The organism is Salinivibrio sp. ML290, assembly GCF_001995695.1.
Classification (GTDB): Bacteria; Pseudomonadota; Gammaproteobacteria; order Enterobacterales; family Vibrionaceae; genus Salinivibrio; species Salinivibrio siamensis.
This window is the reverse complement of sequence record NZ_MUEY01000017.1, coordinates 59,675-84,965: the sequence shown is the minus strand read 5'-3', so window position 1 is coordinate 84,965 and position 25,291 is coordinate 59,675. Positions and strand designations below refer to the sequence as shown.

Annotated in this window: 17 protein-coding genes; 7 read left to right on the top strand and 10 right to left on the bottom strand. The window is 52.1% G+C overall.

Annotated elements, in window-relative coordinates:
- Positions 1-123: 123 nt before the first annotated feature.
- From pheA to BZG23_RS14060, 4 genes are all read right to left on the bottom strand, one after another.
- The gene (gene pheA / locus BZG23_RS14075) at positions 124-1,308 is read right to left on the bottom strand and encodes a prephenate dehydratase (RefSeq protein ID WP_077607303.1); all 1,185 of its coding nucleotides are present in this window, start codon (positions 1,306-1,308) and stop codon (positions 124-126) included.
- A gap of 259 nt (positions 1,309-1,567) precedes the next feature.
- Entirely contained in the window at positions 1,568-1,918 is a 351-nt protein-coding gene (hpf, locus tag BZG23_RS14070; protein WP_046074133.1) for a ribosome hibernation-promoting factor, HPF/YfiA family, read from the bottom strand.
- Between the two features lie 394 nt (positions 1,919-2,312).
- A complete protein-coding gene (dapD, locus tag BZG23_RS14065) occupies positions 2,313-3,344 on the bottom strand; it encodes a 2,3,4,5-tetrahydropyridine-2,6-dicarboxylate N-succinyltransferase (protein ID WP_074213325.1) in 1,032 nt (343 codons plus the stop codon).
- 223 nt (positions 3,345-3,567) lie between these two features.
- Complete coding sequence (locus BZG23_RS14060; RefSeq protein WP_046074135.1) at positions 3,568-3,876, bottom strand: YebG family protein; 309 nt, start codon at positions 3,874-3,876, stop codon at positions 3,568-3,570.
- A gap of 83 nt (positions 3,877-3,959) precedes the next feature.
- Here BZG23_RS14060 and BZG23_RS14055 point away from each other — a divergent pair, with 83 nt between their 5' ends.
- The 3 genes from BZG23_RS14055 to BZG23_RS14045 all read left to right on the top strand — a co-directional run bounded on the left by BZG23_RS14055 (position 3,960) and on the right by BZG23_RS14045 (position 10,930).
- Complete coding sequence (locus tag BZG23_RS14055; protein WP_077479377.1) at positions 3,960-4,643, top strand: DNA-3-methyladenine glycosylase I; 684 nt, start codon at positions 3,960-3,962, stop codon at positions 4,641-4,643.
- Between the two features lie 134 nt (positions 4,644-4,777).
- Positions 4,778-8,158, top strand: coding sequence for an exodeoxyribonuclease V subunit gamma (recC, locus tag BZG23_RS14050; RefSeq protein WP_077607302.1), 3,381 nt, complete (start codon positions 4,778-4,780; stop codon positions 8,156-8,158).
- Positions 8,159-8,683: 525 nt separating this feature from the next.
- The gene (locus tag BZG23_RS14045) at positions 8,684-10,930 is read left to right on the top strand and encodes a CehA/McbA family metallohydrolase (RefSeq protein ID WP_077607301.1); all 2,247 of its coding nucleotides are present in this window, start codon (positions 8,684-8,686) and stop codon (positions 10,928-10,930) included.
- Positions 10,931-11,061: 131 nt separating this feature from the next.
- Here the strand turns inward: BZG23_RS14045 and BZG23_RS14040 are convergent, their stop codons facing one another.
- Complete coding sequence (locus tag BZG23_RS14040; protein ID WP_077607300.1) at positions 11,062-12,672, bottom strand: methyl-accepting chemotaxis protein; 1,611 nt, start codon at positions 12,670-12,672, stop codon at positions 11,062-11,064.
- 247 nt (positions 12,673-12,919) lie between these two features.
- On the opposite strand from BZG23_RS14040, the gene recB reads away from it, so the two are divergent.
- Positions 12,920-16,513, top strand: coding sequence for an exodeoxyribonuclease V subunit beta (recB, locus tag BZG23_RS14035; RefSeq protein WP_077607299.1), 3,594 nt, complete (start codon positions 12,920-12,922; stop codon positions 16,511-16,513).
- A complete protein-coding gene (gene recD, locus BZG23_RS14030; RefSeq protein ID WP_077607298.1) occupies positions 16,510-18,348 on the top strand; it encodes an exodeoxyribonuclease V subunit alpha in 1,839 nt (612 codons plus the stop codon). The genes recB and recD overlap by 4 nt, the downstream gene beginning before the upstream one ends.
- A gap of 15 nt (positions 18,349-18,363) precedes the next feature.
- On the opposite strand, the gene argA is transcribed toward recD, so the two are convergent.
- The gene (gene argA / locus BZG23_RS14025; protein WP_046074142.1) at positions 18,364-19,689 is read right to left on the bottom strand and encodes an amino-acid N-acetyltransferase; all 1,326 of its coding nucleotides are present in this window, start codon (positions 19,687-19,689) and stop codon (positions 18,364-18,366) included.
- 252 nt (positions 19,690-19,941) lie between these two features.
- On the opposite strand from argA, the gene BZG23_RS14020 reads away from it, so the two are divergent.
- A complete protein-coding gene (locus BZG23_RS14020) occupies positions 19,942-20,298 on the top strand; it encodes a DUF2850 domain-containing protein (RefSeq protein WP_046074143.1) in 357 nt (118 codons plus the stop codon).
- Positions 20,299-20,328: 30 nt separating this feature from the next.
- On the opposite strand, the gene BZG23_RS14015 is transcribed toward BZG23_RS14020, so the two are convergent.
- The gene (locus BZG23_RS14015; protein ID WP_046074144.1) at positions 20,329-20,553 is read right to left on the bottom strand and encodes a hypothetical protein; all 225 of its coding nucleotides are present in this window, start codon (positions 20,551-20,553) and stop codon (positions 20,329-20,331) included.
- A gap of 235 nt (positions 20,554-20,788) precedes the next feature.
- On the opposite strand from BZG23_RS14015, the gene mltA reads away from it, so the two are divergent.
- Positions 20,789-21,868: a murein transglycosylase A gene (gene mltA / locus BZG23_RS14010; protein ID WP_077578901.1), complete on the top strand. Its 1,080-nt coding sequence runs from the start codon at positions 20,789-20,791 to the stop codon at positions 21,866-21,868.
- Positions 21,869-21,943: 75 nt separating this feature from the next.
- Here the strand turns inward: mltA and BZG23_RS14005 are convergent, their stop codons facing one another.
- The 3 genes from BZG23_RS14005 to BZG23_RS13995 form a co-directional block, all read right to left on the bottom strand.
- Positions 21,944-22,915 (bottom strand): TAXI family TRAP transporter solute-binding subunit, encoded by a 972-nt coding sequence (locus tag BZG23_RS14005; protein WP_046074145.1) that lies wholly within the window; start codon positions 22,913-22,915, stop codon positions 21,944-21,946.
- Positions 22,916-23,057: 142 nt separating this feature from the next.
- Positions 23,058-23,885, bottom strand: a complete 828-nt coding sequence (locus BZG23_RS14000) for a 3-keto-5-aminohexanoate cleavage protein (RefSeq protein WP_077578900.1) — start codon at positions 23,883-23,885, stop codon at positions 23,058-23,060.
- A gap of 40 nt (positions 23,886-23,925) precedes the next feature.
- Positions 23,926-25,251 (bottom strand): aspartate aminotransferase family protein, encoded by a 1,326-nt coding sequence (locus BZG23_RS13995; RefSeq protein WP_077607297.1) that lies wholly within the window; start codon positions 25,249-25,251, stop codon positions 23,926-23,928.
- Between the last annotated feature and the right edge of the window lie 40 nt (positions 25,252-25,291).

The following is a 25,291-nucleotide window of genomic DNA, read 5'->3' as shown; positions in this document are numbered from 1 at the left end:
TAAGTACTCACCTAGAAAGCTAAGTAAAACTATTTTTATCTATTATCTGCTGATTTTAAAGTGATAAACGGAGTTTAAAAAAAGCCCACATCGTGGGCTTCTGGCGTTAATGGCTACTCGCGATTATTCGTCGCTGTCCGGCAGCGATACCTCGGTGGGGGAAATGGTCTCTGACGGGTAGCAGCCGAGCACTTTTAGATAACGGGTCAGGGTGGTGAGCTCGTCCAGCGCACTTTGCATCAGGTTGCTGGCCATATTGGCTTCAACATCGACGTAAAACATCTCTTCCCATGGGTTGCCAAGCACGGGCCGAGATTCGAGCTTGGTCATATTGATGCCGCGCTCGCGCAGTACCATTAAACACTCCACCAAGGAGCCGGCTTGCTGCGAGGTCGACATGATAAAGGTGGTCTTGGCAGGGGTCAGTGACGACACTTTAACCGGCTTGCGGGCCACGACAATAAAGCGGGTGTGATTTTGCTGTTGGTTGGCTATCTCGCTCTTAATCGCGGTTAAACCGTAAAACTCACCACTTGCCGCATGACCAATCGCGGCGACGTTGGGCTGGTTTAAATCCGCCACTTGTTGCATGGCTTCAGCGGTGCTGGAGCAATAAATCTTCTTCACTTTACCCAAGGTGTCAATGTATTCGCTGCATTGCTGGTGCGGCTGCGGGTGGGCATACAAGGTATCAATTTGGCTTGGGTCTTGGTCACCGACGGTAAGCAGGCAGTGGTCGATAGGCAGCGTGAGCTCACCGACAATCGATAAACGCGTGTGCTGCAGCTGATCGTACACTTCATTGATTGAGCCAGAACTGGTGTTCTCTACGGGTAAGATGCCGTAATCGGCATGGCCGGTTTCTACCGTTTCTACCACCTTTTTAAAGCTGTCGCAGGCCATTTCCACCAGTTCGGTTTGCTTGCGGCTAAAGTATTGTCGCGCGGCGAGATAGGAATATGAGCCTTGGTTGCCCAGGAAAGAAACCCGTGCCACTGGACGCTGATTGTCTGGGTTGGCTAGGTTTTGCAGATAGCGCTGCTGGATAAGTACCGAGTCTTCGATAATGGTGTGAAACAGACTCAATACATAGTGGGCGTCTAGCTGGTGATCTTGCGCTTTGGTCACCAGTTTTTCTAATAAGGCTTGTTCACGGGCTTGATCGCGAATCGGTTTTTGCACGGCGACTTTGTTTTTGGCGACATCTAGGCTTAAGCGACGGCGCTCGGCCAATAGTGTCAGCAGCTCTTGATCAAGCTGGCTTATGCGCGTGCGTATCTCATCCAGTGGGCGTGGTGTGTCTGGCATACATTATCCTTGTTCTAATACAAAAAAACCTCCCGGTTGGGAGGTTAGTGCGCCAGGCTGATTAGGCTTAGCACGCTTCCTCCCGCGTTGGCGAGATAAAAAAGAAGCGAAAAAAACGAACGAGAATCAGCATTGGGCGTTGTGTTGTTATGTTTGCGTATGGATTAACCATATGGGGCGCAGGCAGGCGTGTCAAGGATCAAAAAGCCCCGCGAGGGCGGGGCTAACATGTTTAGCGAGTTAGGTGTTGCGCTGAGGGTTAGATTTCCTCATCGGCTGGATTTTCTTCCATCGCAACCGTCGCGGCTGACTTATCGTTACGGCGCGCTTCGCCTTTGTGTTGGACCTTATTCAGTTGCTTCTCGAGTTTTTGGCCCACCTCGTTAATCGCTTTGTACATGTCGTCGCTTTCGGCAGAGGCAACCAGTGTTGAACCTGGTAGCCCAGCTTTCGCTTCCACTTTGAACTGATGGTTTGGCTCCTTACTGATCACAGCATGAGGATTGATGAGTGCCACCTGCCACTTGGCCAGCTTTTCAAAGCGGCTTTCGATGCGCTCACGGATGGCGGGAGTGATTTCGATGTTTTTGCCTGCAATTTCCACTCTCATACTCTTTCCTCTTTGTTCCCCTGTATTAGGTTCATCTTCAGATTACCGCTTTCCATTATTGATAACGTGACTTAGCTCATGTTTAAAGGGGGGAAGGATATCGATAGAAGGATCTGTGAGCACCTGCGAATCCTGACACCGAAAAGGTCGGAAAAGCCTTGAACTCAATGCCAAAAATGCTACGTTGGGAGAGGTCACGAACGCTGATTTACCCGCCAGTCAGGGCCGCCTCGCGCCTGTTTATTTTCCTAGTTTTCGCTTGTGGTTAAAATGTGCCACAAACCTGCTTGTGCTTTTTGGCGTATTGCGGTGACGCGATAGTGATTCAAGCAAAGTAGACATAAAAAAGGCGACCAAGTTGGCCGCCTCTGAAAAGAACTAAAAGCGGGCTTGATTAGTTATTCGCGTGTAGCTCGTGGTTGAGCTCGACCGCCGTTTTGTTGGTTAAGCATTCAACCGCTCCCGTTTTTGAGTTGCGGCGTAGCAATAGGTCCGACTTACCGGCCAAATCACGTGCTTTGATGCTTTCGACCACATTGCCGTCAGCGTCGAGCATGGTGACTTTGGTGCCTGCGGTGACATACAGTCCTGACTCGATGGTGCAACGATCGCCTAATGGGAAGCCAAGGCCAGCATTGGCACCCAACAGTGAGTTCTCACCAATTGAGATCACAATCTGGCCGCCGCCACTCAGCGTCCCCATAATGGATGCACCGCCGCCAATATCGCTACCTTGACCGACCATCACACCCGCAGAGATACGGCCTTCAATCATGCTCTTGCCTTCGGTGCCGGCATTGAAGTTGATAAAGCCTTCGTGCATCACCGTAGTGCCTTCACCCACATGGGCGCCCAAGCGAACACGGGCGGTATCAGCAATACGCACGCCAGCAGGCACCACGTAATCGGTCATTTTCGGGAATTTATCCACGCACTCAACGGTCAATGTTTCGCCTTTCAGACGCGCTTCCATCTGACGCTCAGGTAGCTCCGGCAAGTCGATTGGGCCTTGGTTGGTCCAAGCAATGTTGTGTAGCAGGCCAAAGAGTCCGTCTAGTACCACACCGTGTGGTTTGACTAAGCGGTGCGAGATCAGCTGAAGCTTGAGGAAGCCTTCAGCCACCGATGCGGGTTTGCTGTCGTTTTCTAGAATAACCAGCACCAGTGGCTGTGTGGTTTGTTGAGCCTTGCTCGCAAAGTTAGCTGCCTTTTGGGCGCCAGCGGCGGCGAAGGCTTCACTGATTGCAGCGCAGGTTTCTGGTGCAACCTCTAGTACCTGATTACCGGCGCTATAATCGGTTAGCGCGCTTAGGGCACTTACCAGATCATCACTAGGATTAAGCAGGGGCGCTGGGAAATAGGCTTCAATGATTTTACCGTCCTGGTTTTGAGTGGCGGTACCGAGTGCCAGAGCAAAGCTTGCCATTGGGGGGAGTCTCCTTGTGTCGTTGGGCTTAAAACATCAAACACTTCATCTTAAAGACAAGCGGCGGTGGTTGGAAGCGCTTAACGGCTGGCGGAGGCAAAAACCGTTACAGGTCAGCGCACCGATTCATGTTGATGCATAGTCATCAGGAGACAGGCATAAAAAAAGCAAGCCAAATGGGCTTGCTCTTTCGCGGATGTTAAAAGGATCTGCAATCACAACATTAGGCCGCGTCGGCGTCTTTGTCGTCGCGACTCTCGTCCGCTTTGTTCTCGCTTTTTGCCGGCTTTTTCTTTGCCGCCTTGCGTTTTGCGCCCAGTGCTTCAAGCACCGAGTCTTTGTGTTGAGCAAGGTATAGCGACAAGGCTTCACGCTTTTCTTCGTCGTCTACCAGTTCGCTTTCTCCAATCAGATCGAACATGGCATCCGCCATATCCAACATTTTGTCGTAGGCGTCGGCTTCAGCTTTGGAGGTAAATGTCATCTTTTCTTCTCCCTCGCGTTCGACCACGTACTTGACGATAACGGCCATAATTACCCTCTCTTCGTTGATTTACTGTCTTTTTATACAGTAGGATAAGGGCCATTGTCCACTGACCCGGCCATGATTGTGACATGAGAGAAAAATTTAGCACCATTTATCAACGTGCCGCCGAACGTAAAGGTGGTCAACGTGCGTTAGAGCATATGCTGGTGGCACCGCTTGAACATGATGCCTTGTGTGAGATACCAGATGATCGCTGGCTCGCGGCGTTTAGTCAGAAGGTGTTTCAATCGGGCATTAGTTGGCAGGTCGTCCGTAAAAAGTGGCCGGGGTTCGAAGAGGTATTCTGGGGCTTTGATATTGAGAAAATGCTGCTGATGCCACCGGAAATGTGGGAAGAAAAAGCCACCAACCCAGCGATTATTCGTCACCTTACCAAGGTGATGACGATTCCACACAACGCGGAAATGATCCACCGCGTGCAGCAATCGCACGGCAGTTTTAGCCAGTTTGTCGCCGATTGGCCCAGCGAGGATATTGTCGGTTTATGGCAGTATTTAAAAAAACACGGTAAGCGTTTAGGCGGTAATACCGGTGCTTATACCTTGCGCCGAATGGGCAAGGACACCTTCTTGTTCACCCGTGATATCGAGCACTACCTGCGCGCGACTAAAATCGTTGATAGCGGTCGAGAGACCAAGCGGGCGATGCAAGCAGCGCAACAGGCATTTAATGAGTGGCAGCAAGAGTCGGGGCGTTCACTGAACCATATCAGCCAGCTGATCGCATTCAGTGTGGGTGACAATCGCGTGTAATCGCTCAGCGATTTGCCGCATTATCACGCGCTTAACAAGTCGTGTGCGAGGTCGCGGTGTGTCGGTAGCGGTTTGCGCTTAGTACGGCAATCGGCCACAATCGATGCCAGTTATCTTTCCCATGTGAGCGCCTTGTGTTTACTGTTTATCACTCTAATCAGCTCGATCTGTTAAAATCGCTGTTGGTCTCCCTGATCCAGCAGCGTCCGCTGTCTGACCCCTTTCAAAAAGAACTTATTCTGGTGCAAAGCCCCGGCATGGCGCAGTGGTTAAAAATGGCACTCGCCAACGAGCAGCAGATTGTCGCTAACGTCGAATTCCCACTTCCCGCTACCTTTATCTGGCAGTTGTTTGTGCGGGTGTTGGATGGCGTGCCTGAGCGCAGTGATTTCAATAAAGAGGCAATGACATGGAAGCTAATGGACATCTTACCCAGCTGTCTGGATGCGCCAGAGTTCGCTGATTTAGCCGCGTATTTGGAAGATAGCCAGGATCAGCAACGCGCTTACCAGCTGGCCGAAAAAGTGGCCGATATTTTCGACCAGTATCTGGTCTATCGCCCCGAGTGGGTGCTGGCATGGGAGCAAGAACAACCGGTACCCGAGCTTGACGATGTGCAGCCTTGGCAGCAAAAACTGTGGCGTCGCTTATACGATCACACATTGGGGCTGGGCCAATCGCCTTACCATCGCGCTAACTTGTATCAAGAGTTTATCGATACCTTAACCAGCCATCAGCACAAGCCTGCGGGGCTGGCTGATATTGAACGGGTGTTTGTGTTTGGCATCTCCGCGCTCCCACCACGCTATCTGGATGCGTTGCAAGCACTGGGCGAGCATGTGGAGGTGCATTTTATGTTCACCAACCCATGCCGTTACTATTGGGGCGATATTCGCGACAAGCGCTATCTGGCTAAACGTGCCGCATTGGCGCGGGATAAGATCAGCCGAATTGAAAACATCCCCGCCGAGAGCCAATTGGCACTGGGACTTGATGAGCCCGAGCACGGTGAAGTAGGGAACAGCTTGCTGGCGTCGATGGGAAAACTGGGGCGCGATAACTTACTGCTGCTCTCGGAAATGGCCTGTAATGAGATTGATAGCGGCTTTGTACCTATTAACCGCGATAATCTACTGCATCACATCCAAGCCGATATTTTGGATTTGAATGAGCCAGGCGATCCCAAGCAGACTGAAACCAGTGCGGCGAAAACAGAAATCGAGCCAGATGATGCATCCATCGCAATCCATGCCTGTCACAGCCCGATGCGCGAAGTCGAAGTGCTGCACGATCAGCTACTCGCGATGTTTGAGGCCAACCCATCACTGAGCCCCCGCGATGTGATTGTGATGGTGGCGGATATCAATGCCTACAGCCCCGCCATTCAAGCGGTGTTTGGTAATGCGCCGAGTGAGCGTTTTATTCCCTTTTCCATCTCAGATCGCAGCGCCGATCAAGAAAGCCCGGTGTTAGCCGCCTTTTTGCGTCTGCTCACCCTGCCTGATAGTCGATGCAGTGCGGCGGAACTATTGGAAATTCTTGAGGTGCCGGCGGTGTCGCGCCGTTTTGCCATCGACAGCCAACAGTTTGATCAGATTAAGCAGTGGGTGGAAGAAACCGGCATTCGCTGGGGGCTTGATACCCATACCGCGAGTCAATTTGCCTTGCCCGAGCAGTATCAGAATACGTGGTTATTTGGCCTGAAACGTATGCTACTCGGCTACGCGATGCCGAGTGAGGCCGGCTTGTTTGCAGACACCGTCCCTTATGATGAAGTCCAAGGGCTTAATGCGGAGCTGGCGGGGCGGTTAGGGTTGTTTATAGACACATTGATCCACTACCAGCAACAACTGGCGATTGAATGCGATGGCAAGGCGTGGGTGGCGCGGTTGACTCAAATGCTGGATGACTGCTTCGCCATTGAAGGGGATGAAGAGTTAGCAGTCAAATTAATCCGTACCCAGTTAGACAGTTGGCTGACACAGCTTAGCGATGCCGCCTTTACCCACACGCTAACCTTGCCCGTGGTGCGCGATTACTTTAATGGTCGCCTCAACAACGAGCGATTCAGCCAGCGCTTTTTGGCCGGACAGGTCAACTTTTGCACCTTGATGCCGATGCGCTCTATTCCCTTTAACGTGGTGTGTCTGCTTGGGATGAATGATGGCGTGTACCCGCGCACTGTGCCTAGCGTCGGTTTTGATTTAATGGTGGGCCGCACGCGGGCAGGGGATCGCTCGCGCCGCGACGATGATCGTTACCTGTTTTTAGAAGCGCTGCAGTCAGCACAGCAGCGTTTATATATCAGTTATGTCGGGCGCTCAGTGCAAGATAACAGCTTAAAAGTCCCGTCGGTGCTGGTTACCGAGCTGCTTGAATATTGTACCCAAGGCTACTGTTTGGCCGGTGACCGCGACTTACCCGAAGTCCAGTCACGTCAGCGGCTGGAAGAGAGGCTTATCCAGACTCATCCACTCATTCCCTTTAGCCCAGAGGCGTTTGCTCATGATGGTAGCTACGCGCAAGAGTGGCTACCGGCTGCCAAAGGGCAAGGGACGCAACTGCCGGCATTTATGGATGATGCATTAAGCCCTGATCCGGATAGTCATATCGATCCTGTGATTGAGTTGGCTGAGTTGCAGCGCTTTTGGCGGTTGCCCGTGCGCTATTTTTTCCAACGCCGCTTGAAAGTCTTCTTTGAGCAGTTAGAAGCGCCGTTAGAAGAATTTGAACCCTTTCGCTTAGATACCTTGCACCGTTTTCAACTGCGCGATCAGCTGTTAGCGCACTTTATTGAGACTGATGACAGTCCCCAAAGCGTGCAGGATTTTATGGCCCGACAGCGAGGACAGGGCAAGTTGCCCTTAGCGTACTTTGGCGAATTGACCTTGGATACGCAAGTTATGGTAATCCGTGACATGTACCAACGCTTAACGCCATTGCTCGCCTCGCCGCGCCCCGATCTTGAACTCAATCTGGCCCTTCCTACAGCCTTGGGTGAGGTACAACTGCAAGGTTGGCTCAATCGGCGTTATCAAGACAGCTTGGTTCGCTTTCATTGTGGCGATCTGACTGTACGTCATCAGCTTGCGGTATGGATTGATCATTTATGCCAATGCGCAATGGGCGAAGCCGTGCCGAGTACGCTGGTGGGAGTGAAAGAAACCATTGAGTTTTCCCCACTCAGCAAAGATGACGCGCGAGCACACCTACAAGCCTTGGTTGAAGACTATCAACAGGGACTGAATCAGCCGCTTACCTATATGCCAAGCTCAGTCGGGGCGGGGATAAAAGCCCGAGATAGTAAAAAAGGCTTTGATAACAGTGAAACCGGCCAAGACAAAGCGCTGAAATCGATACGCGATGCCTTTGTGGGAGGCTTTAATCCTGGCGAAGGACAAGACCCTTACGTTTACCGTGTTTGGCCGCAATGGCGTGAAAGCCTCGGCCAAGCGCTGTTAGCAACAGGCGATCGCCACTTAATGCCGATGTTAGCGCAGCGACAAAAACACTAGCATGTAGTGAAGTCCGCATCATAGGCGCGATGTGGCCTCTGTCTCTTCCTCTCCACGCTTCCCCCTGTTAGCCAAGTTGATGCTTGGCTTTTTATTGTGCATCGATTGTCTTTAAAAGCATGATTTTTGATGTTCTTATTGTATTTTTATTCATTATAGTTGAGTAAATATCTAAATGTGCGCGCTAAATATCATTAAAGAGTGAGCAGGAGGTGCGTCAATACGTCGGCGTTTAGTGCGACAATTGTTATCAATTTGTTGGTCAAAGATTGCGCGACTTGCGCCTCATTAGGGGTCAATCTATTTGGGGTCTAAATATTTTTTAAACGATCATTTGAATGGTGGGTTTCAGAAAAATTTATACCAATATCAGTATCTTGTGGTTTTTTAATTTGTTAGTGGACGTATTAAATGTGTGGTTTTGTAGGGTTTTTACGATGTTTTTTATTTGAACGTGTAATTAACTTAACGCACAATGTCATCGAAAATTCACATAACAAACCATGAAAAAAAGGAAGTGCCTTCATGCATAAATTCTCAAAAAGCGCAGTGGCAACCTTAGTCTCTGGCCTTTTGTTGGGTGCCTCAGCGCATGCCGACGTCAGCATTACACAGGGTAAAACGGCGATTCCCGACGGCGAGGCAACGCACGCCCAAGACATCACCGTAAAAAACGAGCATGTCGCGTTTGCATTGGCGGTTGAGTCTGCGCCACCGTGGGGTGTGCCACGTGGCACCTTGGTGGATCTCGCGGCGGTGAAAAATGGCAAAATTGATCTAGACCGAGTCGCTTTTGCAGATTTCATCCCCAACAGCTGGTCGGCTTGGCCGAACGAGCGTAAGTCGATTGAGATTGTGGAAGACAGCGATGAAAAAGCGGTGATCAAAGTGAGCCGTAACTTCGACAAGGTCGACATTACCACTTGGTATACCTTGGAATCAGGCTCTGATTCGATTGGGCTGAAAACCGTGATGACCAACCAAGGCGAAGACGATCTTGAGCTGGAATCAGGCCACACGATTTGGCCGGATACGGGTTATCAGTTCGCAGTGCCGGGCCTTGAAGGCAATGAAGAAGCGATGGCGGATAACGCCCTTGCCGATCGCATGGTCGCGTATGACCGAGATTGGGCGTTTGCGTTGCATGCGCCTTACTTTGATCGCATCAAATACAATGGCCGCGACATGTATTTGGGCCACACGCTTAAAGCCGGTGAAACCCGTACCTTTGACTCAAAGCTGCAGGTTGTTCCAAACGGCGATATGGCACCGATTGTTAAAGCCGAAGCTGAGCGTCATGGCGAAGCGACGGGCACCATTAGCGGCCAATTGCGCGCCGACAACGGTAACGTGCCAGCCGATGCGATTGTGATGATTGAAAAAGACGGTCACCCTTACGCGTGGACCCTTGCCAAAGAGGGTCAATACAACATGGCATTGCCAGAAGGTAAGTACCAAGTGTATGGCACGGCAACAGGACATGCGAACAGCCAACCGCAATCTATTACCGTCAGTGCCGATAGTGAACAAACACTGGATTTCACATCGCTGAAAAGCCCAGCGACGCTTGCACTTAACGTGGAAGAAGCGGCCTCTGGTGTAGCCAAAGACGCGCGTGTGACTATCATTGAAGGCCAAGCGCCACCGGTTGAATTTTTGGGTAAGCGTACCTTCTTCACTGATTTGCTGCCTGCCGGCCATGCCGAGCTAAAACTGGCACCGGGTGAATACAAGTTAGGCATTAACGCCGGTGCGGGCTTTACTGCAGAATCACAAACTTTGGATGTAACGCTCGAGTCGGGCAAAACCAACCAACAAGTGGTGAAAGTGCCTCAGGTGACTTTCCCTAACCGTAACCATTGGTATGGCGCTGACTTGCACCACCACGGCAATGTGCTGGAAGGGGTAACACCTCCAGAAATCGTGGTGCGTGCTCAGTTGGCAACTGACTTGGATCTGACCTTTATCAGTGATCATGACTCCACCATTAATCACAAAGTGTTTGCTGACCTATCAGCAAAACGTGGCGTACCTTTCATTCCATCGATTGAGATCTCGCCATCGTGGGGACACATGAACCCATTCCCCATCGACAATGGCGCCGCGCTGACGGTCGATCCGGGTACTGATGACGTGCACACCTTGATTGATGCTGCGCATGAGATGGGCGCAGAAGTGGTGCCGATGAACCACCCATATAACGATTATGGCTACTTCACCAATATCGCTAAGGATGCGGTGCCGGGTGGTAAGACCGATCGTTTCGACCTGATGGAGCTCAACGCACGTGTCGATAACGAGCCGACCCTTGAAAAAGCGCACAAGCTTTGGGATCAAGGCGAAGCCATGTACCTCACAGCCGGTACCGATACTCATGATGCGTGGAACCAGCTTACCGGTCGTATTCGTATGATGGCCAATGTTGATGGTGAGCTAACGCCTCTTGCCTTTGCCAAAGCGTTGAAAGCAGGTCACGGCTATGCCACTCAGGGGCCCATTCTGTACCCACAAAACATCATGTTTGGTGAAACCGCCAAGGCTGGTGATAAATGGGATATCAATGTAGTCGCCGCTGATGGTCTCAAAGAAGTGCGCTTAATCGGTCAAGGTGGTGAGGTGCTAAACAGCATCACCATTAACCCCGAAGAGAGTACACAGCGCCTTGAGCTATCACTGCCTATTCCTGCGGATGCAGAAGGTTGGATCAACCTAGAAGTGGAAGACAAAGACGGCAGCACGGCATGGACCAACCCAGTTTGGCTTCAGTCGTAAGCGTTACGTCTCAATCAATGAACCAAGGCCAGCCATGCTGGCCTTTTTAATGTTCGCTTTTTAGGGAGTCATCGCTCACCGTCAAGGAGCCACCAAGTCGTCTTGGTGATCCTTTCACTGTTAGGGCTTTATCAGTGTGAAAATAGCGAGAGACCTTGCTTTACACGCTGGCTGAGTGACAGTGCTTTATCGGTCAGTTCACGGGTATCATCGCTGGCTTGGGCATTTTGATGAGACACTTCGGTGATAGCTGCTAGGTTCTTGGCCACTTCCTCGGCGGCAGCCGCTTGCTGAGTGGTTGAAGTCGCCACTTGGCCATTCAAAGCGGCGAGTTCTTGAACCTGAGTTTGCAACGCGGCCATATCACGACGCGCCGCTTGTGCGTCATTGACACATGTTTGTGTTTGTTGTTGACCATCCGCCATGCTGCTGACTGCATTGTCGGCCCGAGCTTGCAGCGTGCCGACAATATCACTGATGCGTGTGGTCGACTCTTGCGTGGATTGCGCTAATTGGCGAACCTCATCGGCAACCACTGCAAATCCACGTCCCGCTTCACCCGCTCGTGCTGCCTCAATCGCTGCGTTAAGGGCAAGTAGGTTGGTTTGCTCGGAAATGGTGTTAATGACGGTAGTCACATCACTGATTTGTTGGGTGGAGTCGGCGAGTTCACGTAAGATCTCAGACGTATCGTCGACGCGTTGCTGCACGGTTTCCATCGCGCTGGTAGCGCGTTGCAAACTGCCATCGACATCGTTGATGAGCTGTGTCGCGCTATCGGTTTGAGAAGCATTTGACTCGGTAAGGTATTGCACGTCACGTACGGCGGTAGAAAGCTCTTCGACGGCACTTGCCACAGAGTCGAGAGTGCGATTTTGTTCTTCAACCGCACGAGCGGTGCTGGCAGCCAGGCTTGCGACTTCTTCACTACCTTGATGCTGCTCGCTTACATTGGTATCTACCTGCGAGATCAGCCGCTGCAGCGCATCCAAAGCTTGGTTGGTATGCTGACTCATGTCGCTAATCTCATCGCGACCATACACGGTCGCGCGTTGAGTAAGATCGCCCTCAGCGAGTGAGGATATGACATGGCGCAGCGCCATGAGCGGTGTCAGCATCGCTCGGGAAAGGGCACTGGCAAGTACAATCATCACCGCGCTAATCAGAGCTGTCACTCCTGCTGCGTTGAGCGCTTGCTGCCACGCCTGTGCGCGTAGGTCATCCAAGTAGAACCCTGAACCTACCATCAAATCCCAAGGACCAAAACGCTTCACCACACTGAGCTTTTCTACCGCTTGATGACTACCGGGCTTTTGAAATGTATACCGCGCGATCCCCCCATTAGCTTGATTAGCGGCCTGGGTCAGAGCGGGTAAAATCGATTGGCCATCGGCATCAACAATTTGCCGCGTGTTTTTGCCTACTGCACTTTCGGCACCAGCAATCATCATATTATTGCGATCGACGATAAAAAAGTAGCCGGTTTGGCCATATTTAAGTGCGCTGACAGCATGAAGAACGGATTCGGGGGGCGTGTCTTGGTTGGGGTATTGTCGGCGCATAGCATCAAGATAGTGCCATGCCATATCGACCTTTTTGTGCATCTGGGCGATGCGCTCTTGCTTGATGGCCTCAAAATGGGAAAAAGAAAGGTAAGCGGCCAAACTGACGAGACTTAATACGGCTAAGCCAACTAAAAGTAAGAGCTTATTACGCACCGAGAGTCGGTGGATGAGTGGCATGGTGATACTCCCTGTATGAGTTTTATATGAGTGATAGTTATAAGCAGTCCATTATTAATAGAATTAAAACTAAATATCAAGTCATGATAATGAGTATTAATATCATTTGAGAGGTGTAAGCATGAATAAAAGTCAATGAGTCGGGCAGGAAAATCTTAGCGAGCTCAGCACGGTTGTCTCGGCCTGAATATGTTTTCCCCCAAGGGGTTGCTACAATAGCGGGCAGACTAGGCGATGAAATAATGATATGGAACCGCAGATCCTCAACCCGCTCACCTTGCCACTTGATGGCGTCCGATTAATCGAAGCCTCCGCTGGCACCGGCAAGACGTTTACCATTGCTGGCTTGTACCTGCGATTGTTGCTTGGGCATGGCCGCGCAGCGCCGTGTCGGGTAGAGCAAATACTGGTAGTGACGTTTACCGAAGCGGCAACCCAAGAGCTAAAAGACCGTATTCGGCGCCGCATTCATGAGGCGCGTTTTGCCTTTATGCGCGGTGAGAGTGACGACCCTATCATTGGCCCTTTGCTGGCAGAGGTAAGCGATCATAAAACCGCGGCGCAGCGACTGTTAGAGGCCGAGCGTCAGATGGACGAAGCGGCTATCTATACTATTCACGGTTTTTGTCAGCGGATGCTGACCCAAAATGCGTTTGAATCGGGCAGCCTGTTCAGTCATGAATTTGTCACCGACGAGCGACAAATTAAAGCGCGCGCGGCGGCCGATTTTTGGCGTCGTCGTTTTTATCCGTTGCCTAAATCGTTAGCCGGTGTGGTGAGCAGCTACTGGCCCGCACCGGAGGCCTTATTAAAAGAGATTGCGCCCTATTTATCCGGACCAGCTGTCACGGTCAAGGCGCCTGAGCTCGGCGAAGATCTCATGGCGGCACACCAAGCGGCGATTGCCAAGATTGATGCGGTGAAGCGCGCATGGCGCGAGGCGGGGGAGCAAATCACCGACCAGCTCAGCGCCGCCAAGCTCGATGGCCGCAGTTATCGCAAAGACCATCTGGCGAACTGGCTGAATGCGATGGAACAATGGGCCAATGCCGAGACGCTTGATTACCAGTTGCCCGACAAGTTGGAAAAATTCGCTCAACAGACGTTGGCGGCCAAGAGTAAAGCTGAGCCACCGAGCCTAGCGCTATTTGAGCAGATTCAGGCATTGGTTGATCAGCCGCCGACGTTAAAACCGGGATTGACCGCACTGGCGATTAAAGACGTGCGGCAGCTGCTCCGCCAAGAAAAACGTCGCCAAGGGTGGATCTCATTTGACGATCTCCTTTCTCAACTTGCCAGCGCACTTGACCAAGATAGCCAAGGCCAGTTGGCGGCGCGTATTCGCAGCTTATATCCGGTGGCAATGATTGATGAATTCCAAGACACCGACCCGCTGCAATATCAGATTTTTAGCACTGTCTATCAGCCGCCAGTGGCGGACGATGCCCCTGTATTCGCAGACGCCGAGACAGACACAGGGGAAGAGGATGAGCGCACCGGTTTAATGATGATTGGCGACCCTAAGCAGGCGATTTATGCCTTTCGTGGCGCCGATATCTTCACCTATATTCATGCCCGTGCGCAGGTGAGTGATCACTATAACCTTGCCACTAACTGGCGCTCGACAGATGGTATGGTGCGCGGGGTCAATGCCTTGTTCTCACGCGCTAAGGCGCCGTTCGTTTATCAAGACAGCATTCCCTTTTTAGCGGTGGCCTCTTCGCCTAGCGCCAAACAAAAAGCGCTGGTGGTGGAGGGAAACGAGCAGCCCGCGCTCACCTTTTGGCATCACAGCCCGGATGAATTGTGTGGCAAGCAAGATTTTGAACAGACCTTAGCGGTGAGTACCGCACAGCATATAACGCAAGTGCTCAATCAATCGGTGGCGGGCAATAGTTATCTACAAACGCCTTCCGGCCAAGCCGACATTCAGCCGCACAATATCGCTGTGTTGGTGCGCACCGGACGCGAGGCACAGCTGGTCAAGCAAGCGCTGGCCGAAAAAGGCGTGGCGTCTGTGTATCTTTCTAACCGTGATAACGTGTTCGCCAGCCCCGTCGCCAGTGATATTGAACGCATTTTAGTGGCGGTCATGCAGCCTGAAAACGAGCGTAAGTTGCGGGCGGCGCTAGCCAGCCCTTTATTTGGCCTGACTGCCGAGCAGCTGGCGTTACTCAATCAAGACGAAGCCTTGTGGGAGCAAGAGGTGGTGGCCTTTAGCCATTACCGTGACACTTGGCAGCGCCGTGGCGTGATGCCGATGCTTCGCCAAGTCGCCAGTGCCCGCCAAGTGGCAGAAAACTGGTTGGCGATGCCGCAAGGCGAGCGCTGTGTGACCGACTTTTTGCATATCGCGGAGTTGCTGCAAAGTGCCAGCCAGCAATTGGACAACCCACACGCGCTGATCCGCTGGCTACAAGAGCGAATGGCCGAGCCCGCTCAACAATCGGAAGAGCAGCAGGTGCGGTTGGAGTCGGAGCGTGATTTGGTGCAAATCGTCACCATCCATAAATCGAAAGGCTTGGAATACGATCTGGTTTACTTGCCGTTTGCTTGTCAGTATCGCGAAAGCAGCCAACCGTTTTATCACGATGAACAGTATCAGCCAGTGCTGGCGCTGGATAATGTCGATGAAGGCAAAGAGCGGGCTGAAAAAGAGCGGCTGGCTGAAGATATCCGCTTGCTGTACGTGGCGGTGACCCGTGCCGTGTATGGGTGTTTTATCGGCTGTGCACCTCTTAAACAAGGTAACAGTCGGCAAAAAGACTCGGCCTTGCACCTAACGGCCCTCGGTTATTTGCTCCAGCATGGAGAAGCCGGTGATGCTAGCCTGCTGGCCGAGAGTTTGGCTGGATTAGCAAGCGCGAGCGATGCGGTGGCTGTGGTCGCCCCGCCTGAGCCGGATGATAGCCGTTATGCCCCTCAAACGGGCACGCATGAGGCGCTAAGCGCGCGTCAGTTTGGCGGCAAGATTGACCGTCAGTGGCGCTTAACCAGTTACTCAGGGCTGCTAAAACAAAGCCATCACATCAGTGCCTTGCCAACATTGGCCAGTTATGACTTGGACGCGGACGATGATCTCGCTGACGAGGAGACGGCGGATGTGGCGGTGGATCCTTGGTCGGTTTTTGCGTTTCCCAAAGGCGCACGAGCCGGTACCTTTTTACACACCCTATTTGAAGAAGTGGACTTTACCGCCGATTTGATGAGTGAAGAAATCGCTGAGCTTATTACCCATCATCTTAGCTTGGAAAACTATGACCCACAGTGGTGCCCGATATTGCAGCAGTGGATGACACAGGTATTGAAACACCCGCTCAATGAGCACGGGTTGATGCTCAACCAAATTGATAATGCCAGTCGATTAACGGAGATGGAGTTCGTGATGCCTTTGGCCGCACTGGACTGCCAGCGACTGAACCGACTCGCCGCACGGTATGATGCATTGTCTGCCCGCGCTGGCCAGCTCACCTTTGACACGGCGCGCGGGATGCTAAAAGGCTTTATCGATTTAACCTTCCGCGCCGATGGCAAGTATTACGTGCTGGATTGGAAGTCGAACCATTTGGGGGATAGCGTGGCCGATTACCATCCTGAGGCGCTCAAAGAGGCGATGATCGCGCACCGATACGACTTTCAGTACCAGATCTATACCTTGGCGTTGCACCGCTTTTTGCGCCAGCGGATCCCAGATTATGACTACGACACCCATGTGGGGGGCGTGTTTTATTTCTTTTTACGGGGCGCCAGCGATAGCGGCGAGACCGGCGTATTCGCGCACCGTCCCGATAAGGCACTGATTGACGCCTTGGACAACCTCTTTGCTGGAGAGTCGGTATGAAGCAAGCATTAATGGCACTTTACCAGCGCGGGGAATTGCGGGCGATTGATGTGCAATTTGCTTGTTTGATGGGTGAAGAAGAAACTCAGTTAGACAAGGCCGCTATCACAGTATGGGCGGCGCTGCTGAGCCGTGAAGTGGGCAAAGGCCATGTCTGCCTTGATTTTCACCAGTGGCAGCCGCCTAATGATGTCGCGTGGCAGCCCTTGCTGGAACATATTGATAGCCAAGCGCCAAGCGAGCAATTGGCGCAGGCCTCAGTCGTGTCCGATGGGATGCAGGCAACGCCCTTGGTGCTTGCCGGACACCGATTGTATTTGCATCGCTACTGGCATGCAGAGCAGCAAGTGGCGGGGCATATTCGCCAGCGCCTCACGGCGCTATCGGTACCGGATGAGGCCAGACAAACCCTAGATAGCTTATTTGCCGCCTCACAGGCGGAGATTGATTGGCAAAAAGTGGCGGCAGCCACCGCGTTGACCCAGCCGTTTGCGGTGATTTCGGGAGGACCGGGCACGGGTAAAACCACCACTGTTGCCCGTTTGTTGGCGGCGCTGGTGGCGTCGCACCACGCTGAACGCGCAACGTCTGCAGCGCTCACTATCAAACTGGTCGCTCCGACCGGTAAAGCGGCTAACCGATTGACTGAATCTCTAGGACGGGCGATTGCCGCCTTGCCTGTTGATCATGACGTAAAAGCGGCGCTGCCGACCCAAGCCAGTACCATTCACCGATTATTAGGGGCGATTCCGCAGCGAGTCGCGTTTCGCCATCATAAAAATAACCCCGTGCATGCGGATGTGTTGATTGTTGATGAAGCCTCGATGGTGGACTTGCCCTTGATGGCACAGCTGTTCGATGCCTTGGCGCCCTCAACACGCATTATTTTGCTGGGGGATAAAGATCAGCTTGCCTCTGTGGAAGCGGGGGCGGTGCTAGGGGATATTTGTCAGTACGCCGAGGCGGGCTATCCAGCGGCGCAGGCGGCGCGTTTAAGCCAGTTAACAGGCTTTGACGTACCCGAAAACCCACATGCGCCAGCGATTGCCAGTGCCTTGTGTTTGCTGCGCAAAAGTTATCGTTTTGATGCCCAATCCGGCATTGGCCAGCTCGCCTTTGCGGTGAACCGAGGAGAGATGACCGAGGTGGGGGCGGTGTTAAAACGCGGCTATGGCGATATTACCCACCATGTGTTGAGTGATGACAGTTATCAGGCCCTGATGCAACAAGCGGTGGCAGGATATCGCGATTACTTAACGACACTCGATAATGCGAGGCTCGAAAACCCGTCATCAATGGTGGATGTGCTGAGTGCTTTTAGCCAATTTCGATTGTTATGCGCATTGACTGAAGGTCCGTTTGGCGTCGCTGGGCTCAACCAAGCCATTGAGCAGCACTTGGCGTCGGCAGGGCTGATCGCCAAAGAGCGTGACACCTGGTATCACGGCCGACCAATCATGATTTTGCAAAACGATCATGCTCTGGGGTTGTATAACGGTGATATTGGGATTGCGGTGCAGCATGAAGGGATCACGCGTGTGGCGTTTGAAACCCACGATGGCGAGGTGCGCTATTTGCTTGCCAGCCGTCTGCCTGCCCATCAAACCGCGTTTGCGATGACGGTGCATAAATCACAGGGCTCGGAGTTTGCGCACACAGTGCTGGTGTGTCCGCCCACCATTTCACCAGTGGTAACCCGCGAGCTGATTTACACCGGCATGACGCGGGCGAAGCGCCAGCTTGATCTTTACGCGTCTTGGCCGGTGCTGCGCCACGGTGTGGGCGCACGCACCGCCCGTTATAGTGGCTTGCCGGATGCCTTGTTGGCCCCTTGAGCGTGGCGAAACCCGCTAAAGCGCTAAAGTCAGCACCTTAGAGCGACGCTGATAGTTGTACAGCTCTTGGCGAGTGTTGGGGAGTGCTGACACATCAGAGAGCAAAAAGCCTTGTTCCAAAAACCAATGCAAACTGTGGGTGGTGAGCACAAAAATAGTTTCGAGCCCTTTGGCTTTGGCACGTTGCTTGAGGTGATTGAGCAGCATGACGCCGCGGTCGCCATCACGATAATCCGGATGAATGGCGACGCACGCCATCTCGCCGGTGCGCGCTTCACTAAATGGGTAGAGGGCAGCGCAGCCTATCACTAATCCATCCCGTTCGATGATGGTAAAGCGGGGGATTTCTTGCTCCAATTGTTCTCGCGAGCGGCGCACTAGGATCCCTTGTTGCTCCAACGGGCGGATCAAATCCAAGATCCCACCGATATCGTCAATCTGGGCTTGGCGCACTTTTTCGGCACGCTCCATCACGATCTGGGTGCCGATCCCTTCAATCGAGAACAGCTCTTGGATCAAGGCGCCGTCTTTTTTGTAGCTGATCAAATGACTGCGGGTGACTCCCGCGCGACACGCGGCAATCGCGCCTCGTAAAAAGCGACTGGTGCCAGAGCCAGTATCGCCAGCGGCTTCTCTCGCTTCTAGAAGTGGCTGGGCTTGGGTGGGCAGTAACTCAGAAATCACCTCATTGTCTTGGTTTAAGACCCCTTGCTCGGAGCAAAAACCAATCAATTTGTCTGCGCGTAACCGAATCGCGACTTGAGTCGCCACTTCTTCGGAGGTGAGGTTAAAGCATTCCCCCGTCACTGAGCTGGCAACCGGCCCCATCAGTACGATCGCGTTTTGATCAAGCTGGCGCTGAATGCCGTCAATGTCGATGCGGCGAATTTTGCCACTATGGCAGTAATCAATCCCTTCATCGACGCCCAACGGTTGCGCGATGACAAAATTGCCACTGATCACATTAATTTGAGCGCCCGCCATGGGCGTATTGTTGAGTCCCATGGATAAACGCGCCGTAATGTCGAGCTGCACTTGGCCGGCGGCTTGTTTGACCACTTCAAGCGCGTGGCTGTCGGTGATGCGTATTCCTTTGTGATATGGTGTTTCCAGGCCGTACTGATTTAAGGTGCGATTGATTTGCGGGCGGGCGCCGAAGACCAAGACCAGCTTCATGCCTAGGCTATTGAGTAGCGCGATATCATTGACGATATTCTGAAAGTTCTCATCCGCCATGGCCTCGCCGCCAAGCATGATCACCGCGGTTTTATCTCGGTGAGCATTGACATACGGCGCCGATTGGCGAAATCCTTTAACCAGGGCGGTACTTCTTATTTTCACGCGCTCATCCGTTTAATTATTCACTAATATTGCCTTTTTATTCTTTTTGTTCGGTGTGTGTCAACCCCCAAGCAAGTAGATAATTGCAGAGGAGAGGCAAGGATGTACTCTGCATCGTGATGTTTTTTGCACTACGTTTATCATTATTCGCGCAATGTTTGGGAACTATCTCTCAAGATTCGCAAGTGGTTTATCAATGTGGGTCAGTTAGTTCGTTAAAATCACAATAAAACCAATAAGTGAGGTTGTAGCGTGCGGTTAACCAAACAATTTATCATGCTGGTGATTGTTCTCGTACTGGGCTGGGTGAGTTTTACCGTGGCCACCCGCCCAGAGCTGTTTGCGCCACATATGACAGACAAACAGCTTTATGGCGAATGGGTAGAACAAGATGTGGCTCCTTATGCAGCCGACCGATTTGAAATACGTCCTGATGGTGTCTACACCAATGGGAGTCGCGCCACCACTGAGTACCAGTTTGATGGTGATCAGCTTAAATACACGATAGGAACGGAAACCTACCTGTACCGGGTTGAAGACGCAAAGACGCTCGAGCGTATTGAACCTGCTCACTACACATCTTTTTTTGCTAAAGATAAACGCTCATAAGAGGAAGTGTTATCCCCAATGCGACCTGGATCAGTAGTGCTGTGATTCCAACGTGGTGAGCAGCTCGTTGACCGAGCACTGTTTCGTCGCCACCTTTCGCAAGAGATCGGCGGTTTGCGCATCACCACCCAGACAACGCTGAATACTGGCATTAATCACTTGGCGTGTGCAGCCTTCGCTGGCCATCATCCGGATCCATTGGTACTCCACTGCATCACTATCAAGTAGCGTTGAACGCCCAACTTTTAAATCCATCGCTGCTTTACTCCTTTATGTTGCACTTTCTATGCAGTTTTGTTGCAAGGACAGTACATAATAATTATATGACACTTTGATGAATGTCGCCTTGGTAAAGGGAGTAAGCTGAATAGGGTCACAATAAATCTGTATTGGTTTGCAGACAGTTACAAACTTAACATTGAGAACTGATTGCGAAGCGGGGCGGTTTTTGCGAGCCTTAGCGCTATTAACTCACTGATTGGAATATGGTGTGAAAAAAGCGTTAGTCGTGATGGCGTGTGTGGCGGCACTCGCAGGGTGTATGCGTCCCACTGACCGGGGCCAACAATATGTGGATGGGCGATTTGAATCGATACTCACCCCGGTACCACAAGTGGTCTCTGAAAGCCCGCGAGACTTTAGTTTATTCAATGAGCAATTAGCGGAGGTGACTGCCAACTCACCCTCGTTAGTGGCGGAGCATCAAGCGGTTTATCAGCGTTTGCAAGCCTGGTTGGACGCGGGAGGCGAGATTGAGGCACTTGCGGATTATGGCTTAGGGGTGAACCAAATGGCAGGGGGAGATGATTTTGGTAATGTGATGTTTACCGGTTATTTTTCTCCTGTGATAGAGATGCGTCACCAACCGGATGCCCTGTTCCGCTATCCTGTCTACGCCAAGCCCCCTTGTGGTGAGGACTGTCCAGACCGTGCTGCTATCTATGCTGGGGCGTTGGATGGGCAGGGCTTAGAGCTGGGCTACAGCGCCTCCCTTATCGATAGTTTTATTATGGAAGTACAAGGCAGCGGCTTTGTGCATTTTGGCGATAACGACCAACTGGAGTATTTTGCCTACGGTGGCAAGAATGGTCACCCTTATGTCAGCATTGGAAAAGTACTGATCGAGAGGGGGGAAGTGCCGCGCGAAGAAATGTCGCTGAAAGCGATCCAAGAGTGGGTGGCTGCCCACAGTAAAGATGAAGTGCGTGAATTACTCGAGCAAAATCCCTCTTATGTTTTCTTTACCCCTAAGGCAGCTGATCCTGTCAGTGGTACGGCAGGTATTCCATTGAAAGCCGGGGCGTCAGTGGCGGCGGATAGACGTTATTTACCCATGGGCACTGTGTTACTGGCTGAAGTGCCTCAGTTGGATGAGCAAGGCAAATGGACGGGCGAGCATGTATTAAAGCTTCTGATGGCATTAGATACCGGTGGCGCGGTGAAAGAGAATCATCTGGACTTGTATCATGGTATGGGCCGTAAAGCAGGCGAGCAAGCCGGGCACTACAAGCACTTTGGTCGGGTTTGGAAACTGGACGCCTTAGCGCCACAAATGGTGAGCCAGCCATAATAACGGGTTAGGTGAGGCCCTTAGAAAATAAAAAAGCGAGCGTCTAACGCTCGCTTTTTGGTAAGCGGGGTTTGATTATTCAATCAACCCGGCTTCACGGTAGTAACGCGCTGCACCTGGGTGAAGTGGTGCAGACAGGCCGTCTTGTACCATTTCTTCTTTCTTCAGGTTAGCGAACGCTGGGTGGAGACGGCGGAAGTCATCAAAGTTTTCAAATACCGCTTTAACCACGTTGTAGATAACGTCTTCTGGAACTTGTGTGGAAGAAACGAACGTCGCACCCACACCAAACGTGGTGACGTCGTTGTCGTTACCGCGGTACATACCGCCAGGGATAGTGGCTTGGCGGTAATAGTCACGATCTTCAATCAGCTGTTTAGCTGCATCGTTCGCGACTTCAACCAATACGCTGTCACATGCGGTAGTCGCTTCTTGGATAGCACCACTTGGGTGACCCACGGTGTACACCATGGCATCAATTTTGTTATCACACAGCGCTTTGGATTGCTCGGCCGCTTTTAGCTCAGAAATTTGGCCGAACTTGTCCATATCCCAGCCCATTTGATCCATCAATACTTCGATAGTGCCACGTTGGCCCGAGCCAGGGTTACCAATGTTAACGCGCTTGCCTTCCAGATCATCAAAGGTTTTTACGCCCGCATCGGCACGTGCTACCACGGTAAACGGTTCTGGATGAATAGAGAAAACGGCGCGAAGCTCTTTGAATTCGCCCTGATCTTTAAATTTGCTGGTGCCTTTGTAAGCATGGTACTGCCAGTCAGATTGGGCGATACCCATATCGAGCTCGCCAGCACGAATGGTGTTGATGTTGTAGATTGAACCGCCTGTACTCTCTACCGAGCAGCGGATGCCGTGGTCATCTTTGCTCTTATTGACGAGACGGCAAATAGCGCCACCTGTTGGGTAATAAACACCAGTCACACCGCCAGTACCAATGGTCACAAACTGGTTCGCTTGCGCGCTTGCCGCGGTTCCTAGTGCGGCAGAAAAGCCGAGCGCAATCAGGGTAGGTTTCATCGCTTTCATGCTTAAGATTCCTTTTTAAGTTAGAGGTTGCTATCCGGGCGCACCCTCGAAGTTGTATAACACTCAATGACAATATGACAAAAAAGTGTCACCGCGCTATTTTTTCAATCTTTTAACAATATTTGCAAGCAATTGTATTGGGTTAAAACGATTGGGTCATGGTTTGCCTTAGTGCTTGTACAGGTTTAGTACAATATCCCAGCTTTTCCAGTGTGTTGCGTAAATCTGTGATCTGAGCTGCGTTATCTATGGCCTGGCGTTGATCAACGCGTTGGGTGTTGTTTTCAAAGCCGATTCGTATGTCTCCTCCCAGGAGCGCGGCGGTCGTTAGACAGCGGATCTCATGGTGGCCAAATGCACAGGCTGACCATCGCAGGTTGTCATGGTCGGGGAGCGCTTGCCACATGGCGATGATGTCTTCTGGGTAGCCAAATGGGGGGCTTTGATCCCGGCCTGCGACGAACAGTAAATGGTGCCCCTTTGGCGGGATAATGCCGGAGTGACGTAGCTGACGATAGCGCGCCACATCTTGGGGGTGATAGAGAATAAACTGCGTGTAAACAGCATGGTGATGTAGCCACGCAAAAAATGTTCTGGCCTCGGTGGTTTCGGAGGGATCAGGTACCAGCTCTCTTAGCGCAATGGAGACGGCCTCAGGCTTAACGGCTTTCACTAACGCGATTTGCTCTGAGGGGCGATAGCGACCCACGGCTTCGGTCGTGAGTTGAATGACCATGCGATCACCGACCGCATCTTGGACTTGCTGATAAAGCCGATGATTGAGAATGGGGTCCAAACTATGCGCGCCAGACTCATCTCGTGCATGAATGTGCGCCATGGCGGCACCGGCGTCAGCGCATGCTTGCAGGCAGTTAATCAGTGATGGCGTATCAATGGGGACGGCATGATGCTGGGAAGGCTGCAGCCGCGCGCCATTGGGGGCAACCATGATGGTGCGTGTATCGGTCATCTTTTCTCCTTAAGCCTGGGTTGAGAGCAAGACAGACTGCTTAGTGTGGCAAACAGGTGTCTAAGGTTATCCTTAGTTTTTCGGCTATCTCATCAATGTGTGGCTGTTTAATGATGTAGGGAGGCGCCAATAAAATATGGTGCCCTTGTTTGCCATCAATGGTGCCGCCCATGGGATAGCACATCAGGCCGTTTTCCAGCGCAGTTTGTTTGATTTGTTTCGCTAGCGGCAATGTAGACGAAAAAGGCTGCTTTGACGCTTTATCTGCCACCAACTCAAGCGCGAGAAAGAGTCCTCGGCCACGAATGTCGCCGACAAAAGGATGGGAATGAAAATGATGAGTGAGGGTGGCTTTTAACGCCTCTCCCTGCTGGCCGGCGGCGTCTATTAGACTATCTTGCTGGATTGCTTTTAATGTGGCGAGCCCTGCAGCACAGGCAGTAGGGTGTGCCATAAAGGTGTGGCCATGTTGGAAAAAGCCCGAGCCGTTAGCGATCGCGTTGTAGATAGGGTCAGCCACAAGCGTCGCGCCAATAGGCTGATAACCGGCGGCTAGCCCTTTGGCGATAGCCACTATATCTGGAACGATATGTTCATGCTCAAAGGCGAAAAAGCGCCCAGTGCGTCCCGTACCGCACATTACTTCATCAAGGATCAGCAAAATATTGTATTGGTCGCAGATCTCACGAATACGCGTAAAGTAGCCTGCTTCGGCCGTCAATGCGCCAGCTGTCGCGCCAACGACAGGCTCAGCCACAAACCCGATGACATTCTCAGGACCTTTTTCTAACAGCATGGCTTCAAGCTCGTTGGCCACCCGCTGACCATATTCGTAAGCGGTCTCATCGGGACGCTGATCGCGATAGGCGTAACAGGGAGCAATCAGACTGGTATCCATTAATAAAGGTGCAAAGGGCGCCCGACGCCAAGCGTTACCTCCCACGGACAGCGCGCCAAGTGTGTTGCCGTGGTAGCTTTGGCGTCTGGCAATAAAGTGTTGGCGCTGCGGCTGGCCAACTTCAACCCAATATTGACGTGCCAGTTTTAATGCCGCTTCCATCGCCTCTGATCCGCCACTGACCAAGTAGGCATGATTGATCGTCGCCGGTGCTAAGTCAGTGAGTATGTCGGCCAGTGCTTCACTGGTCTCGGAGGTAAAAAAGCCAGTATGCGCATAGGGAATAGCCTCGAGTTGGGCGCGAATCGCATCCAATACCGCAGGATGATGATGACCAAGGCAAGATACCGCGGCACCGCCACATGCATCTAGGTAGCGCTTTCCCTGCGTGTCAGTCAGATACATGCCGTGACCGCTTGCGATAGTAGGAAGATCTTGATGACAGTGGCGATGAAATACGTGGCTCATACGATTGCCTCATAGTGACGTTTGCACATGAGTATGAACC

Excerpts from the sequence above, each read along its gene's own strand:
- pheA (WP_077607303.1), bottom strand. The coding sequence starts at position 1,308 with ATGCCAGACACACCACGCCCACTGGATGAGATACGCACGCGCATAAGC.
- hpf (WP_046074133.1), bottom strand. The coding sequence starts at position 1,918 with ATGAGAGTGGAAATTGCAGGCAAAAACATCGAAATCACTCCCGCCATC.
- dapD (WP_074213325.1), bottom strand. The coding sequence starts at position 3,344 with ATGGCAAGCTTTGCTCTGGCACTCGGTACCGCCACTCAAAACCAGGAC.
- BZG23_RS14060 (WP_046074135.1), bottom strand. The coding sequence starts at position 3,876 with ATGGCCGTTATCGTCAAGTACGTGGTCGAACGCGAGGGAGAAGAAAAG.
- BZG23_RS14055 (WP_077479377.1), top strand. The coding sequence starts at position 3,960 with ATGAGAGAAAAATTTAGCACCATTTATCAACGTGCCGCCGAACGTAAA.
- BZG23_RS14045 (WP_077607301.1), top strand. The coding sequence starts at position 8,684 with ATGCATAAATTCTCAAAAAGCGCAGTGGCAACCTTAGTCTCTGGCCTT.
- BZG23_RS14040 (WP_077607300.1), bottom strand. The coding sequence starts at position 12,672 with ATGCCACTCATCCACCGACTCTCGGTGCGTAATAAGCTCTTACTTTTA.
- recB (WP_077607299.1), top strand. The coding sequence starts at position 12,920 with ATGGAACCGCAGATCCTCAACCCGCTCACCTTGCCACTTGATGGCGTC.
- recD (WP_077607298.1), top strand. The coding sequence starts at position 16,510 with ATGAAGCAAGCATTAATGGCACTTTACCAGCGCGGGGAATTGCGGGCG.
- BZG23_RS14015 (WP_046074144.1), bottom strand. The coding sequence starts at position 20,553 with ATGGATTTAAAAGTTGGGCGTTCAACGCTACTTGATAGTGATGCAGTG.
- BZG23_RS14005 (WP_046074145.1), bottom strand. The coding sequence starts at position 22,915 with ATGAAAGCGATGAAACCTACCCTGATTGCGCTCGGCTTTTCTGCCGCA.
- BZG23_RS14000 (WP_077578900.1), bottom strand. The coding sequence starts at position 23,885 with ATGACCGATACACGCACCATCATGGTTGCCCCCAATGGCGCGCGGCTG.
- BZG23_RS13995 (WP_077607297.1), bottom strand. The coding sequence starts at position 25,251 with ATGAGCCACGTATTTCATCGCCACTGTCATCAAGATCTTCCTACTATC.